The 14830-nt window shown below is 45.8% G+C and carries 14 protein-coding genes and 5 tRNA genes; 8 read left to right on the top strand and 11 right to left on the bottom strand.

Annotated elements, in window-relative coordinates:
- The first annotated feature begins 4 nt into the window (after positions 1-4).
- Genes NI462_RS05940 through NI462_RS05920 form a run of 5 tightly spaced genes read left to right on the top strand, consistent with a single transcriptional unit; the run spans position 5 to position 3380 of the window.
- Entirely contained in the window at positions 5-370 is a 366-nt protein-coding gene (locus NI462_RS05940) for a Na+/H+ antiporter subunit C (protein WP_219307513.1), read from the top strand.
- Positions 370-2178: a monovalent cation/H+ antiporter subunit D gene (locus NI462_RS05935; protein ID WP_253112239.1), complete on the top strand. Its 1809-nt coding sequence runs from the start codon at positions 370-372 to the stop codon at positions 2176-2178. The genes NI462_RS05940 and NI462_RS05935 overlap by 1 nt, the downstream gene beginning before the upstream one ends.
- Positions 2178-2696: a Na+/H+ antiporter subunit E gene (locus NI462_RS05930; protein ID WP_005108491.1), complete on the top strand. Its 519-nt coding sequence runs from the start codon at positions 2178-2180 to the stop codon at positions 2694-2696. The genes NI462_RS05935 and NI462_RS05930 overlap by 1 nt, the downstream gene beginning before the upstream one ends.
- On the top strand, positions 2693-2968 hold the full coding sequence (locus NI462_RS05925; RefSeq protein WP_005108490.1) for a monovalent cation/H+ antiporter subunit F: 276 nt from the start codon (positions 2693-2695) through the stop codon (positions 2966-2968). Before NI462_RS05930 ends, NI462_RS05925 begins: the two co-directional genes overlap by 4 nt.
- Before the next feature lie 10 nt (positions 2969-2978).
- On the top strand, positions 2979-3380 hold the full coding sequence (locus NI462_RS05920) for a Na+/H+ antiporter subunit G (protein WP_253159552.1): 402 nt from the start codon (positions 2979-2981) through the stop codon (positions 3378-3380).
- Positions 3381-3462: 82 nt separating this feature from the next.
- Here NI462_RS05920 and NI462_RS05915 read toward each other — a convergent pair whose 3' ends face one another.
- The 11 genes from NI462_RS05915 to tpiA form a co-directional block, all read right to left on the bottom strand.
- Entirely contained in the window at positions 3463-3867 is a 405-nt protein-coding gene (locus tag NI462_RS05915; protein WP_004281108.1) for a ribosome-binding factor A, read from the bottom strand.
- Entirely contained in the window at positions 3867-6575 is a 2709-nt protein-coding gene (gene infB, locus NI462_RS05910) for a translation initiation factor IF-2 (protein ID WP_005248396.1), read from the bottom strand. Before infB ends, NI462_RS05915 begins: the two co-directional genes overlap by 1 nt.
- A 10-nt stretch (positions 6576-6585) precedes the next feature.
- Complete coding sequence (gene nusA / locus NI462_RS05905) at positions 6586-8070, bottom strand: transcription termination factor NusA (RefSeq protein WP_004281105.1); 1485 nt, start codon at positions 8068-8070, stop codon at positions 6586-6588.
- A gap of 34 nt (positions 8071-8104) precedes the next feature.
- Entirely contained in the window at positions 8105-8629 is a 525-nt protein-coding gene (rimP, locus tag NI462_RS05900; RefSeq protein ID WP_004281103.1) for a ribosome maturation factor RimP, read from the bottom strand.
- A 223-nt stretch (positions 8630-8852) separates the two neighbouring features.
- Positions 8853-8929: transfer RNA gene (locus NI462_RS05895), tRNA-Met, on the bottom strand.
- 88 nt (positions 8930-9017) lie between these two features.
- Positions 9018-9094: transfer RNA gene (locus NI462_RS05890), tRNA-Met, on the bottom strand.
- Positions 9095-9161: 67 nt separating this feature from the next.
- Positions 9162-9238, bottom strand: a tRNA-Met gene (locus NI462_RS05885).
- 80 nt (positions 9239-9318) lie between these two features.
- Positions 9319-9395 (bottom strand) — tRNA-Met (locus NI462_RS05880).
- A 53-nt stretch (positions 9396-9448) separates the two neighbouring features.
- Positions 9449-9533 (bottom strand) — tRNA-Leu (locus tag NI462_RS05875).
- Positions 9534-9586: 53 nt separating this feature from the next.
- Positions 9587-9916: a preprotein translocase subunit SecG gene (gene secG, locus NI462_RS05870; RefSeq protein ID WP_005248398.1), complete on the bottom strand. Its 330-nt coding sequence runs from the start codon at positions 9914-9916 to the stop codon at positions 9587-9589.
- A gap of 13 nt (positions 9917-9929) precedes the next feature.
- Positions 9930-10721 carry a triose-phosphate isomerase gene (tpiA, locus tag NI462_RS05865; protein WP_253146324.1) on the bottom strand — a complete coding sequence of 264 codons (792 nt, stop codon included), beginning with the start codon at positions 10719-10721 and terminating at the stop codon, positions 9930-9932.
- A gap of 277 nt (positions 10722-10998) precedes the next feature.
- Between tpiA and pilB the strand changes: the two genes are divergently transcribed.
- From pilB to NI462_RS05850, 3 genes are read left to right on the top strand one after another with little or no spacing between them, the layout of a single operon-like run.
- Positions 10999-12708, top strand: coding sequence for a type IV-A pilus assembly ATPase PilB (gene pilB / locus NI462_RS05860; protein WP_253159550.1), 1710 nt, complete (start codon positions 10999-11001; stop codon positions 12706-12708).
- A gap of 31 nt (positions 12709-12739) precedes the next feature.
- A complete protein-coding gene (locus NI462_RS05855; protein ID WP_253159548.1) occupies positions 12740-13969 on the top strand; it encodes a type II secretion system F family protein in 1230 nt (409 codons plus the stop codon).
- Positions 13969-14829 (top strand): prepilin peptidase, encoded by an 861-nt coding sequence (locus NI462_RS05850; protein WP_004281094.1) that lies wholly within the window; start codon positions 13969-13971, stop codon positions 14827-14829. The genes NI462_RS05855 and NI462_RS05850 overlap by 1 nt, the downstream gene beginning before the upstream one ends.
- The last annotated feature ends 1 nt before the right edge of the window (position 14830 follow it).

The following is a 14830-nucleotide window of genomic DNA, read 5'->3' as shown; positions in this document are numbered from 1 at the left end:
TAGAATGATCAGTTTAGAATTTTTATTAGCCTCCGCGATTGGCCTGCTGACAGCCACAGGCATCTATCTGATCCTGCGGGCGCGTACCTTCCCGGTGGTGTTGGGCTTGGCCATGATTGGTTATGCGGTCAACTTGTTTTTATTTGCCATGGGCCGGATTCAGATGAATTCGCCTGCAGTATTAACCGAAGCTTCGAATGTGACCGATCCTCTTCCTCAGGCACTGGTGCTGACGGCCATCGTGATTGGCTTTGCCACCACTGCCTTTATTGTCCAACTGGCACTGCGTAGCCGCTACGAATCAGGAACAGACCACGTTGACTCAAAAGAAGATATCCCCCAGATTGATCCACGTGAGGATGAGCCTTAATGACTGATCTTCTCAATTTCTGGACTCAACATACTCCTATTTTCAGCATTCTTTTGCCGGCCTTTACCGCTTTTGCCTTGGTACTTTTGGGAAATCCGGGTGCAGGCTCTCTGATCACGGACTGGCGTCAACCCTGGCGTCGTGGTATCAGCCATCTCTCGGGAATCTTGGGCCTAATCATTGCCGTCAGTTATCTGATAAACAGCAGTCAGGGCCAAATCAGCGTCTATACCCTCAGCGAATGGGCAGCACCATTTGGGATCGTGCTGGTGCTGGATCAGCTCTCGGCCATGATGCTGGTATTGACCTATGCGCTCGCCTTGCCTGTGGTCTGGTATGCCAGTAAAGAATGGGACTTACGCGGCCGTTATTTCCATGCCATGGTGCATTTCCTGCTGATGGGTCTGACTGGTGCATTCCTGACAGGCGATTTGTTCAACCTGTTCGTGTTCTTTGAAATTTTGCTGATGGCGTCCTATGTACTGCTGTTGCATGGACAAGGCAAGGCACGTTTTCAGCTGGGAATTCATTACGTCACCATCAACCTGCTAGCGTCTGCGCTGTTCCTGATTGGACTCGGAATGATTTATGGCAGTGTCGGCAGTCTGAATATGGCCGATGTAGCCCGTTTGATGCCAACACTTGCAGAAGATCAGCACAAACTGGCCGTTGCCGGTGGCTTGATGCTGTTTGTGGTGTTTGGGATTAAAGCCGCAATGTTGCCGGTGGGTTTCTGGTTACCCAAAACCTATGCCGTGGCCACCACACCTGTTGCAGCGCTCTTTACCATCATGACCAAAGTCGGGATTTATGCGATTTTGCGTATCAACGGCACGGTTTTTGATGACGAATATAGCCATCAGATTCTGATGAACTGTCTGCTGGTGATTGGTCTGGTCACATCTGTCTATGGTGTAATCTGTGCGATTGGCACCGAACGTCTGCGCCGTTTTGTCGGTTTCATGGTGCTGTCTTCAGTCGGAACGATTCTGGTGGCCATTGGCCTGAATAACACTGCGGCTTGGGCCGGTGCGCTATATTACCTGGTACACAGCACCCTGATTGCGGCCGCATTTTATATTCTGTCGGGTTGGATTACCTCGCAGCGCGGCGAATTTAAAGATCATTTTAAAATCGCCCCACTGATGAAACAGAACAAGCTGGTTTCGATTGTCTATTTCATCATCGCTTTGATGATGGCAGGCCTGCCACCGTTTAGTGGATTCTTCGGTAAAGTCTTTATTTTGCAGGCTTCTGTCCATTCAGACTATCAGATGATCATTATTCTGACTATTTTACTGGTAAGTTTCCTCAGTATTCTGGCCTTTACCCGGGTCGGTTTTATGCTGTTCTGGCGTTCGAGCAGACCTGAAGATGATCTTGATTCTGAAGAGTTTCATAAATATGAAGCCCTACCGAGTAAAGCACCGGCACGCAATGACCGGGTGATTTATATATTGCTTGTGAGCTTAACCGCCTACGTGGTGTTTGCCGGACCGATTTATCAATATAATTATCAGACTGCGGAACAGATCAAAAACAATTCGGTCTATGAAGCCGCGCTTTTAAAACCGGATGCAGAAGGTCAGTTTATTAGCGTCCAGCCATTCGATCCGAAGTATTTACCAGAAACCAAATATGGTGGTGAGGTGATAGATCCTAATGCGCATCTGATTCCTTATGTGATTTCAGAAGCGACCTTGAAAGGTGAACATATTTCAGAATTCAAGCAACGCCAGATTGACCAGCAGCATATTGAACAGACCGAATATGATGATAATCAACTTAAACCGGCGGAGGGACCTTAATGGCTGAATCATTATTTCAACGCTGGTTCCCACATCCGCTGGTTTCTGTAATTGTGGGACTGAGCTGGGTTTTACTGGCACACAGCCTGGACGCTGGAACCCTACTGATGGCCTTGCTACTCGCAGTCATCATTCCACGTATGGTCGAACCCTTTATTGACTATACCCCCAATATCCAGTGGACTCCTGCCCTGCACCTGTTCTTCGTCGTAGTTTGGGATATTGTAGTAGCCAATATTAAAGTCGCAAAACTGGTGCTTGGTCCAACCAAGAACCTGCATCCGAAATGGTTCCGTGTGCCTTTAGATACCGAACATGAAGAAGTCAACACCTTGCTGGCGATGATTATTACCACCACACCGGGCACGGTATCTGCAGGGATTGACCAGGATCGTGGTGATATTCTGGTGCATGCCTTAAGCACAGAGGATGAAGCAGCAGAAATCGAAACGATCAAACAGCGCTATGAACGCCCGCTCATTGAGATTTTTAATGCACGATCAGGAGAAAAAGCATGACGATTCTACCTTATGCATTATTGATTTGTCTGGGTGCGGTAACCATCTCCATGTTACTGTGTCTGATCCGGCTGATTACCGGCCCCTCTATTGTGGACCGCCTGCTGGCACTGGACACCCTGTTTTTGAATGCCACCTGTCTGGTGGTGATTTTAGGCATTTACTGGAGCAGTACATTTCTGTTTGAAGGCGCTCTCTTGGTCGCGATGCTAGGCTTTGTCTCGACCGCAGCCTTGGCGCGTTATTTCACTACTGGCCATGTCATCGACTAGGAGTTTTTAAATGTCTTTAATTTTAGAAATACTGGTGTCGATTTTTCTATTGATTGGTGCTTTCTTTATGCTGGTCGGCGGAATTGGGATGGTGCGTTTGCCCGATCTGTTCATGCGTCTGCATGCACCGACCAAATCCAGTACTTTGGGTCTCGGCAGTTTTTTAATTGCGGCGATGATTTTCTCTGCCATGTATGGCCGTTTCGGTTTTGCTGAAGTGCTGATTACCCTGTTTGCCTTTATTACTGCGCCGGTATCCGCCAATCTGATGGCACAGGCTGCATTGCATTTGCGGTTACGCTCTTTGAGTGGCGAAGTGCCGGAAACACTGGAACGTCCACTGCCCTGGCAGCGTTCACGCCGTCGTACTTTTTATGAAAAGAAAATTAATCGTAATGATGATTTAGGTTAATTGAGCAATTCAAATTCTTCTAAATCTAAAAAATCTAGAGATAAAAAAAGCCACCCGAAGGTGGCTTTTTTAGTCCTAAGACTTATTCATCATCTTTTTTTGCTTCAGCTTCAGGTAAGTCCTTCACTGCTTCAGCGATCAGACCAAACATATAGTTACCATATGCATTGGTCTTATCGTAATGGAAACGTAGACGAGGCGTAATACGGGTTTTGATACGACGACTCAGCTCGTGGCGCAAGAAACCAGATGCTTTGTTCAACACATCCAAAGTTTCTTTATTGGCTTCCTGACTTTGCTCATCGCCAAGTTCACGTCCCATCACAGTGACATAAACTTCCGCATATCCCAGGTCTGGGCTCACCTTCACTGCAGAGATGGTCACAAGACCACCTAAGCGTGGATCTTTCAGCTCCTGACGGATCAGTTCTGACAACTCGCGTTGTACTGTATCCGCCATACGCTTCAGACGTTGACTACCCGCCATTAAAGACTCCGTTTAATCAATTGAACATCGTACACTTCGATCTTATCAAGTGCTTTGATGTCTTTATAGCCTTTCACCGCAAGACCACATTCCATACCGGCACGAACTTCTTCAACCACTTCTTTGTAGCGACGAAGAGATTCAAGCTCGCCCTGGAACACAACCACGTCATCACGTAATACGCGAATCGGTTTGTTACGATGCAATACACCTTCAAGTACCATACAGCCCGCAGCCGCACCAAACTTACTTGAGTGGAATACTTCACGTACTTGTGCAACACCCAGAATCGTTTCACGATGTTCTGGTGCAAGCTTACCGCTCATTGCTGCTTTCACATCATCAATCAATTGATAGATGATTGAGTAGTAACGAATGTCGATACTGTCTGCATCTGCTTTTTGACGCGCAGCGTTGTCCGCACGTACGTTAAAGCCGAGTAGAACTGCTTCTGAAGATTCAGCCAGTGTCACGTCAGACTCAGTGATCGCACCTACACCAGAACCGATGATACGTACTTTAACTTCGTCAGTCGCAAGCTCAGCAAGTGCAACGTGTAATGCTTCCAAGGTACCACGTACGTCAGTTTTCAACACAACGTTCACGATAGGCACATCTTTCTTGCCCATAGACGCCATGATGTTTTCAAGACGCATTGCAGATTGACGCTCAAGACGTTTTTGACGTTCACGATCCATACGCGCATCGGCAACTTCACGTGCTTTCTTCTCATCGCTGACCACAAGAACTTCGTCACCTGCCATTGGCGCTTCTGGAAGACCCAGAATTTCAACTGGAATCGAAGGACCTGCAGATTTGATACGCTGACCATTTTCATCCGTCATCGCACGAACGCGACCATAAGATGAACCGGCAAGAACAAGATCACCTACTTTCAATGTACCGTTTTGAACCAGAATAGACGTTACCGCACCACGGCTGTTATCTACACGTGCTTCAATTACGACACCTTGTGCAGCACCTTCTTCAGATGCTTTAAGCTCTAGAAGTTCAGCTTGAATCGAAATAATATCAAGAAGTTCATCAATGCCTTGACCAGTATGTGCAGAAACCATTGCCACTGGAACGTCACCACCCCATTGTTCTGGCACGATTTCTTTCACAGTCAATTCATTCAGAACGCGATCTGGATCAGCAGATTCTTTATCCATCTTGTTGATTGCAACAATGATTGGTGTACCTGCAGCACGTGCATGGTCAATTGCTTCTGCAGTTTGTGGCATTACACCATCATCTGCTGCAACAACTAGAACCACGATATCTGTTGCTTTCGCACCACGTGAACGCATTGCAGTAAATGCTGCGTGTCCCGGAGTATCAAGGAATGTAATCATACCTTTATCAGTAGTTACATGGTAAGCACCGATATGCTGTGTGATACCGCCCGCTTCCCCAGCAGCCACTTTGGCACGACGAATACGGTCAAGCAGCGATGTCTTACCATGGTCAACGTGACCCATAATGGTAACAACAGGCGCACGCGTAGATTGCGCACCACGTGCTTCTTCAGCTGCTTCAAGCAAGTTATCTTCAGCTTGTGTATCAGAAACCAGTACCGGATTATGGCCCATTTCTTCAACAACAAGTGCAGCAATTTCTTGATCAATCGCCTGGTTCTGAGTCACTAGCTCACCCATTTTCATGAGTGATTTAATCACTTCACGAACCTTAACTGCCATTTTCGCAGCTAAGTCAGCAACAACAATCGTTTCACCGATTTCAACATCGTAAACTTGTTTTTTCACAGGTTTTTCGAAGCCGTGCTTGTTGCCCTGGCTGGTTTTTAAACCGCGCTTAGGCTGTTTGCTGAAGCTTTGCTCTTCCTGACCACGACGACCACCTTTTTTAGGTGCACGCGCGCTCGGCGTATTCGTACCACGTTTGATTTCGCGGTCTTCTTTTGCAAAAGAGTCTTCATATGCCTGGCCAACAAGACCGGCAGCCAGAGGAGAATCATCAACAACACGAATAGTTGCAGTGGTATCTTCCGCGGTGTACTTAGACGCCATTTGACGCATTTGTTCAAGCGTACGTTGCTGCGCTTCTTCAGCCGCTTTACGACGTGCTGCTTCTTCAACAGCTTTTAATTTTGCTGCTTCTGCTTCACGTGCCTTTTTCTGTTCAGCGGTTTCAGTTGGTTTAACAACTTGCTTCACAATCGGCTTGTTGGTTGATTTGCGTTTTACCACAACTGCAGCTTTAGAAACTTCTTGCTTGTCGCTGGTTTGCTTTGCAGCAGCACGCATCGCTTCTAGAGCTTTATTCGCGTTATTTACGCCAGTTTTTGGAGCTTCAGCAGAAGCAGCTTGCGCTGTATTCTGCTCAGGCGCAGCTTTGGCCTGTTGCTCAGCCTTGGCTTTCGCCAATGCTTCTGCTTTGATCTGTTCTGGATCCGGCTTAACAAATGTATGCTTCTTGCGAACTTCTACATTAATCGTTTTCGCCTTACCTGAAGTACTGGCTACTTTAGCCGTACTAGTCGTTTTACGTTTCAACGTGATTTGCCCTGCTTGGCTTTCCGAACCCTGTGACTTTTTCACATGGTTCATCAAGCTATCTTGTTGTTCGGTGGTAATAATATCGTCAGCTTTACGCTGTGGTAAACCTGCCTCACGAACCTGCTCTAGGAGCTTCTCAACTGGACGACCCACGTTGAGGGCTAACTCTTTAATCGACTTGTCCGTCATATACTACCTCCTAGTTAAACCATGATTCGCGCGCTTTCATAATGAGTTGACCTGCTTTCTCAGCACCCAAACCTTCAATATCTTCGATATCGTCAGTCGCCTGATCTGCTAAATCATCCACTGTTACCACACCACGAGCTGCTAGCGCTTGCGCGATCTCTACTGTCATGCCTTCCATTGCAACAAGTTCTTCACTTGGCGCTTGTATGTTCTCTTGCTGTTGTAATGCATCAGCAAGTGCAATTTCTTTCGCACGGCTTTGCAGTAGTTCAACCAGTTCCGCATCCAGTTCGATTTCATCAAACGTTTCTGCAGGAACATAAGCAATTTCTTCAAGCGAGGTGAAGCCCATTTCTACCAATGCCATCGCCAAATCTTCCGCGATATCCAGACGGGTAACAAACATGTCTAAATATTGTTGCGCTTCGTTTTGTTGACGGGCGTAGTATTCCTCTTCCAGCATCATGTCCAGCTTGTAGCCAGTCAATTCAGATGCCAGACGAACGTTCTGACCTTGTGAACCAATCGCACGTGCCAACTGATCGCTGGTTGCGAAAATGATATCTGCAGTACGTGCATCTTCATCGATGACAATACTCGATACATCTGCTGGTTCCAATGCACTTGCGATATATTGCGCAGGATCATCCGACCAAACGACTACATCAATACGCTCGCCATTGAGCTCTTGCTGTACAGCTTGAATACGGGTACCACGCATACCAATACAAGCACCCACCGGGTCAATACGGTGGTCATTGGTTTTCACTGCAATTTTAGCACGAACACCTGGTTGGCGAGCCGCCGCTTTAATTTCAATGATTTCTTCAGAAATCTCAGGGATTTCTTTCTTCATCAATGCAATCAGCATATCCGGTTTAGCACGTGACAGTTGTAACTGCGCACCACGACCTTCACGGTTGACATTGAATAGAATCGCATTCACGCGTTGCTTCGGACGAAGGATTTCTTTCGGAATCATTTCTTCACGAGCAAGATATGCTTCAGCATTGTCACCTAGGTCAATGATAAAGCCGTCTTTGGTTTGTTTTTTCACTTCACCGTAGATCAGCTCGCCGACTTTCGATTCGTAAGCATCGGCTACAAGTGCACGTTCTGCTTCACGGATCTTCTGTACGATCACTTGCTTGGCAATTTGCGCTGCAATACGACCGAAGTCAATCGATTCCACTTCAAGCTCACGAATGTCGCCAATCGACCATTTTGCCGGATCGACATCAGAGATGGCATCCTGACAAGCTGGCATTTCATGGTCTTCGTCTGCAACCACTTCCCACTGACGGAAAGTACGATAGTCACCTGTTTTACGATCGATTTCCACACGTAAACGTGCTTCTTCCGAATGTGTTCCTTCGTAGAATTTTTTCTTTGTCGCAGCAACTAAAGCTTGCTCAAGCGCTTCAAAGATCGCTTCACGAGGTACACCTTTTTCGTTACTAACCGTTTCAACGACGGTCAGAATTTCACGTGCCATACGTCACCTATTCGTTAAATTTTTATTTATTCAATTAATCTTGGAAGACCAAATTTGCTTTATCGATATTGTGACTGTCGATCTCCAATACCTGTTGCTTTTCTACTTCAACCTGAATCATTTCATTTTCAAGATCGACAGCAACCAGTTTGGCCTGGAATTTACGACGGTTATCTACCGCACTGATCAAACGTAGTGCTACGGTATGACCGATATAGCCTGACATCTGCTCGAGCTGGAAGAATGGACGGTCCCAGCCTGGCGAAGATACTTCAAGTGAATATTCACCCGAGATCGGATCATGAACATCCAGCATTGCGCCCACTTGCTGCGTGACACGCACACAATCCTGAACGCCAATACCACGCCCCTGCTCTTCTTCACCATCTTCATTGATTGCTGGTGCAACGCTCTCATCGACTGGCTTGTCGATGTAGATACGTAATAACGAACATTTACCCTGTGGCAGGAATTCAATCCCCCAAAGGTTTACATTACAGGCTTCAACTGCTGGTGCAATCAAGTCCTGAAGTGCTTGAGTTTTATTTGATAGCTTCATTTACTCTCGTCATCTGGTGCGATTTTATGATCTATTTGACCACTACAAACGAATACAAACTATAGTAGTAGTGAAACATGGAGATTTGACCAAATAATGTCGACACTACACGATAGCCAATAAAAAAGGGCGTAAATCGCCCCAATTAATGCACAATTTAAGATTTTTTCAAATCCCACTGTGCAAAAAGGCCCACCTTGTTGTGAGCCTCTTTTTAGAAACTTGGTAGCGGGAGCTGGATTTGAACCAACGACCTTCGGGTTATGAGCCCGACGAGCTACCAGACTGCTCCATCCCGCATCAACGTGCAAAAATTATATACAAAAGATGAAAACTTTTCAATCAAAACCACATCATTCTGCATATTTGTCATCTGTCGCTGAAAAAGTGGTAGCGGGAGCTGGATTTGAACCAACGACCTTCGGGTTATGAGCCCGACGAGCTACCAGACTGCTCCATCCCGCATCAGCGTACAAATAACTTTCAGTCTAAAGTACTTAAACTGCTTTTAAAGTTTGCATCTTTAAAAGATTGGTAGCGGGAGCTGGATTTGAACCAACGACCTTCGGGTTATGAGCCCGACGAGCTACCAGACTGCTCCATCCCGCAACAACATGCAAATTAATTTTCTCAACTTAAAACCTGTTTAAGCTGCCTCTTGAAAGTTTGCGTCTTTAAAAAGGATTGATTGGTAGCGGGAGCTGGATTTGAACCAACGACCTTCGGGTTATGAGCCCGACGAGCTACCAGACTGCTCCATCCCGCATCAATAGAAGTTTTTCAGCTGCATACACCAACTTAAATTTCTGGATTATAAGTTGGTGCGGAAGGGGGGACTTGAACCCCCACGCCCGAAAGCACTACCACCTCAAGGTAGCGTGTCTACCAATTCCACCACCACCGCAGCTGTGACGCATTCTAGTCGCATCACTGAAAAAAAGAAAGGATTAATTAAAACTATTCGGTCGTTTCTGGTGCAGTTGGTGAAGTTTCATTCGATTGCACAGGTACGGTCGGCGCAGACTGAACAGATCCCAAACTATAGGCATTCGAGGTTTGTTGCTTGGCCAAAATCGCCAAAGTCAGACTGGTCACGAAGAACAGTGCAGTAAAAATCGCAGTTAAACGGGTCATGAAATTACCCGAACCTGAAGCTCCAAATACTGTCGCTGCACCACCGCCGCCGAAAGAGGCACCAGCATCTGCACCTTTACCATGCTGAACCAAAATCAAGACAATCATCAAAACAGCTAAGATAATATGTACTACCAGCACAAAAGTTTGCATGCTGAACTCCTAATTATTGTGTATTTGCAAATGCATGAGCAATTTTATGGAACGACTCAGCATTGAGTGATGCACCACCGACCAATGCCCCATTGATATCTGGGCAGGCTGCTAACTCTACTGCATTTTCCGGCTTGACACTACCACCATATAAAATCGCCATACTCTCGCCATAGCCCGTAATCTGGCTTAAACCTTGACGGATTTGTGCATGCATGGCCTGCGCATCTTCAGGAGAAGCTGTTTTACCAGTTCCAATTGCCCAGATCGGTTCATAGGCAATCACGATATTTTTCCATTGTTCGGCTTCAACCACAGCAGCGATATCACAAATTTGTTGCAATACTACAGCTTCTGCCTGCCCTGCTTCACGTTGTTCCAGGCTTTCACCGACACAATAAATTACCGTCAAACCAGCACTTAAGGCATTCTTGATTTTAGCATTTAAAATATCAGCATTTTCTGCAAATATTTCACGGCGTTCAGAATGACCCACCAGTACATACTGGATTTGACTGTCGGCCAGCAATTCAGCACTAACTTCACCGGTGTAAGCGCCCATTCCTGAAATACGTGAAACATCTTGTGCTACGGTATAAATTGGACGAACCGCAGATGATAGCTCTGCCTGAATCTGACTTAAGGCAATCGCAATCGGTGCCACACCTAAATGACATTGATCTTCGGCAATTGGTGCAGTCTCCAGCAAATTCTTAATATCACGTACCAAGCTCAATGCCTCTGCCTGCACTGGATTCATTTTCCAGTTACCTATCACCCAAGGGGTAATCGTCGAAACCGACATAATTAACCTATTTCATTTACATATTTTGAATTGGGCACATTCTACACGGAATTGGAAAATTAAAAGAATAGTTTTCTTATCACTCATTCTCAGTTTAGACTATCCAAAATGGTTATTTTTTGTTATCACTTAAAAAAATGAGGACTTCTTCTAACCAGTTCATGCTTTTACTGGAGATGAGGAAGCTAGCAGCACTCTTGGCTATGGTATTTTTACGTAACAAACGTATAATTTTAATATAGCAATTAAAAGAATTTGATGAGTAGGCATTTATAGCATGACAGCATTACAGGGGTCGCCAAGATTTACCGGATTTATTCGTCGTTTGGTCGAGGAAGGCGTCATCTCGGCTGAAGATATGCGCAGTGCGTTGGCGCATGCCAAGCAAGAAAAAATCGATATCGTGGCTGAGTTAATTAACCAGCAGCAACTTTCCCCGACCGTCATTGCTGAAACGATTTCAGTTGAATTTGGCGAACCACTGTTTGATATCAGTGCCTATGATCCTGCCCAAATTTTGCGGGATGTGATTGATGAAAAGCTGATTACCAAGCATCGCATCCTGCCGATTTTTAAAAATTCCAGTATTTTATATGTTGCGATCAGTAACCCCACCAATATCGAAGCAATTGATGCAGTCCGTTTTTCCACCAAACTCAATATTGAAACGATTATTGTTGAACACAATAAACTTGAAAAACTGATCGAGCAGAATTTTACTGAAGAAAGCACGTTTGAGTTTGATGAAGACTTTGATCTGGATGTTGATATCGACACCTCAGATCCAAATAAAGAAGATGAAGAAAGCAATAAAGGTGATGAAGCACCAATTGTCAAATATATTAATAAATTGCTGATTGATGCGATCCGTATGGGGGCTTCAGACTTACACTTTGAACCTTATGAAAAAATCTATCGGGTACGTTACCGGGTCGATGGTGTTCTACGTCAGATTGCAACCCCGCCCTTACAGCTGGCAAACCGCCTCTCTTCGCGTCTTAAGGTTATGTCGCAAATGGACATTTCGGAAAAGCGTGTACCGCAAGATGGTCGTATTAAGTTAAAACTTTCTAAGAATAAAGCCATTGATTTCCGTGTTAACTCTCTCCCTACCCTGTTTGGTGAGAAACTGGTATTGCGTATTCTAGATCCCTCCAGCGCGATGCTGGGGATTGATGCTCTGGGCTATGAACCGGAACAAAAAGAACTGTTTATGCAGGCGCTGGACAAACCGCAAGGGATGTTGCTAATCACCGGCCCGACAGGTTCCGGTAAAACCGTTTCACTGTATACCGGTCTGAATATCTTAAACCGTGAAGATACCAATATTTCGACAGCGGAAGATCCGGTCGAGATTAACTTGCAAGGGATTAATCAGGTTAACGTCAACAATAAAGTTGGCCTGACCTTCTCTGCCGCACTGAAGTCATTCTTACGTCAAGACCCGGATATCGTCATGGTCGGTGAGATCCGGGATCTGGAAACTGCCGAGATTGCGATTAAAGCGGCGCAGACTGGTCATATGGTGATGTCGACGCTGCATACCAATAGTGCGCCTGAGACCTTGACCCGTTTACGTAATATGGGGGTACCTTCTTTTAACATTGCCACCTCGGTGAATCTAGTTATTGCACAACGACTGGCACGTCGCTTGTGTTCGCAATGCAAGAAACCTGCCGATATTCCACAACAGAGCTTATTAGAAATGGGCTTTACCGAAACGGACCTGCAGCAACCTGAGTTCCAAATTTATGAACCGGTGGGCTGCAATGAATGTCGCGAAGGCTATAAGGGTCGTGTGGGTATTTATGAAGTTATGAAAGTAACACCCGAAATTTCCAGAATTATTATGGAGGACGGCAATGCACTTGAAATTGCCGATGCTTCCGCACGTGCAGGTTTTAACAATTTACGCCGGTCAGGTTTAATCAAGGTGATGCAGGGGGTGACTTCTTTACAGGAAGTCAATCGTGTCACCAGCGAATGATCGGGCGCTGATCTAAAATAAGGATAAAGGTATGGCAGCAGTAAAGAAAGGCCAGATGATGCCGATCTTCAGCTATGAAGGAATTGATCGTAAGGGGGCAAAGATCAAGGGGGAATTGCCAGCAAAAAATATGGCTTTGGCCAAGGTCACCCTTCGAAAACAAGGTATCAGCATCAAGACCATTCGGGAAAAGAAAAAAAATATTCTCGAAGGCTTGATGAAAAAACGTGTCAGCACACTGGATATCACCATTTTTACCCGACAATTGGCGACCATGATGAAAGCCGGTGTGCCACTGGTGCAAGGCTTTGAAATTGTCGCAGAAGGTCTGGAAAATCCGGCAATGCGCGAAGTGGTCCTGGGTATTAAAGGTGAGGTCGAGGGTGGTAACACTTTCGCTGGAGCACTACGTAAATATCCACAATACTTCGATAAATTATTCTGTTCGCTGGTGGAATCAGGTGAACAGTCCGGTGCTCTTGAAACCATGCTTGATCGTGTTGCGATTTACAAAGAAAAAAGCGAACTGCTCAAGCAAAAAATCAAAAAAGCGATGAAGTATCCAGCTGCGGTGGTTGTAGTCGCCCTGATTGTTACCATTATCTTGATGGTTAAAGTGGTCCCGGTTTTCCAGGACTTATTCTCTTCATTTGGCGCCGACCTGCCTGCTTTCACCAAAATGGTAGTGAATATGTCGGAATGGATGCAAAAATATTGGTTCCTGCTGATTATTGCCATTGGAGCCATCATTACCGCTTTTCTTGAAGCCAAAAAACGTAGCAAAAAATTCCGCGATTTTCTGGATAAGGCCGCACTCAAAGCACCGATTTTTGGAGATTTGGTGTATAAAGCGATTATTGCACGTTATAGCCGTACCCTCGCCACGACTTTCGCAGCAGGTGTACCCTTGATTGATGCGCTGGAATCCACTGCCGGCGCTACCAATAACGTCGTGTATGAAGATGCCGTGATGAAAATCCGTGAAGATGTCGCTACTGGTCAACAGCTACAGTTTGCCATGCGTGTGACCAATAAGTTTCCTTCCATGGCAGTACAAATGGTCGCGATTGGTGAAGAATCTGGTGCACTAGATGCCATGCTAGACAAAGTAGCCACACATTATGAAAATGAAGTCGACAATGCAGTTGACGGCTTAACCTCGATGATGGAACCGCTCATTATGGCTGTTCTCGGTGTGCTTGTCGGTGGTCTGGTGATTGCCATGTACCTTCCAATTTTCCAAATGGGTTCTGTGGTTTAATGCACGATTTTCTTCAATATTTTATTCAAAACCCAACGGCGTTGTATATCGCAGTTGGGCTTTTTAGTTTATGTATCGGCAGCTTTCTGAATGTCGTGATTTACCGCACTCCCAAGATGATGGAACAGGAATGGCGTACTGATTGCCAGATGTTCCTGCATCCGGAACAGCCGGTGATTGATGAAACTAAGTTAAGTTTAAGCAAACCCGCTTCAGCTTGCCCCAAGTGTCATCAGCCAATCCGCTGGTACCAGAATATTCCCGTCATTAGCTGGCTGGTCCTGCGCGGAAAATGTAGCAACTGCCAGAATCCGATCAGCATCCGTTATCCTTTGGTTGAAATTCTGACGGCAGTTTGTGCACTCCTTGTCGTAGCAGTATTTGGCCCTACCCTACAAATGCTGTTTGGCCTGATCCTGACTTATGTGCTGATCGCACTCACTTTTATTGATTTTGACACCCAGTTATTGCCTGACCGTTATACTTTACCCTTGGCCGCGCTAGGTTTGGGGGTAAATAGTTATGCACTTTATACCTTACCCGGTGCTGCCATCTGGGGCTATATTATTGGTTTCCTGTGTCTGTGGGTGGTGTATTATGCATTTAAAATCGTTACCGGCAAGGAAGGTATGGGCTATGGCGATTTTAAATTGCTTGCCGCCCTGGGTGCCTGGATGGGGCCTTTATTACTGCCTTTAATTGTGCTGCTGTCTTCTCTGGTTGGTGCGATTATCGGGATTATCCTGCTGAAAGTCCGCAAGGAAAATCAGCCTTTTGCCTTTGGTCCCTATATCGCGATTGCCGGCTGGATTGCTTTTTTGTGGGGCGAGCAGATTATGAAAGTGTATTTAGGTCAATAAA

It is taken from the genome of Acinetobacter lwoffii, assembly GCF_024129715.1.
GTDB lineage: Bacteria > Pseudomonadota > Gammaproteobacteria > Pseudomonadales > Moraxellaceae > Acinetobacter > Acinetobacter lwoffii_U.
This window is presented reverse-complemented; position numbering and strand designations above follow the sequence as displayed.

Bases quoted from the DNA above. Each gene is read 5' to 3' on its own strand.
- nusA (WP_004281105.1), bottom strand. From the start codon at position 8,070: ATGGCACGTGAAATTCTGACCGTCGTTGAAACGGTTAGTAACGAAAAA.
- NI462_RS05935 (WP_253112239.1), top strand. From the start codon at position 370: ATGACTGATCTTCTCAATTTCTGGACTCAACATACTCCTATTTTCAGC.
- NI462_RS05850 (WP_004281094.1), top strand. From the start codon at position 13,969: ATGCACGATTTTCTTCAATATTTTATTCAAAACCCAACGGCGTTGTAT.
- infB (WP_005248396.1), bottom strand. From the start codon at position 6,575: ATGACGGACAAGTCGATTAAAGAGTTAGCCCTCAACGTGGGTCGTCCA.
- secG (WP_005248398.1), bottom strand. From the start codon at position 9,916: ATGCAAACTTTTGTGCTGGTAGTACATATTATCTTAGCTGTTTTGATG.
- NI462_RS05855 (WP_253159548.1), top strand. From the start codon at position 12,740: ATGGCAGCAGTAAAGAAAGGCCAGATGATGCCGATCTTCAGCTATGAA.
- NI462_RS05930 (WP_005108491.1), top strand. From the start codon at position 2,178: ATGGCTGAATCATTATTTCAACGCTGGTTCCCACATCCGCTGGTTTCT.
- pilB (WP_253159550.1), top strand. From the start codon at position 10,999: ATGACAGCATTACAGGGGTCGCCAAGATTTACCGGATTTATTCGTCGT.
- NI462_RS05940 (WP_219307513.1), top strand. From the start codon at position 5: ATGATCAGTTTAGAATTTTTATTAGCCTCCGCGATTGGCCTGCTGACA.
- NI462_RS05915 (WP_004281108.1), bottom strand. From the start codon at position 3,867: ATGGCGGGTAGTCAACGTCTGAAGCGTATGGCGGATACAGTACAACGC.
- tpiA (WP_253146324.1), bottom strand. From the start codon at position 10,721: ATGTCGGTTTCGACGATTACCCCTTGGGTGATAGGTAACTGGAAAATG.
- rimP (WP_004281103.1), bottom strand. From the start codon at position 8,629: ATGAAGCTATCAAATAAAACTCAAGCACTTCAGGACTTGATTGCACCA.
- NI462_RS05925 (WP_005108490.1), top strand. From the start codon at position 2,693: ATGACGATTCTACCTTATGCATTATTGATTTGTCTGGGTGCGGTAACC.
- NI462_RS05920 (WP_253159552.1), top strand. From the start codon at position 2,979: ATGTCTTTAATTTTAGAAATACTGGTGTCGATTTTTCTATTGATTGGT.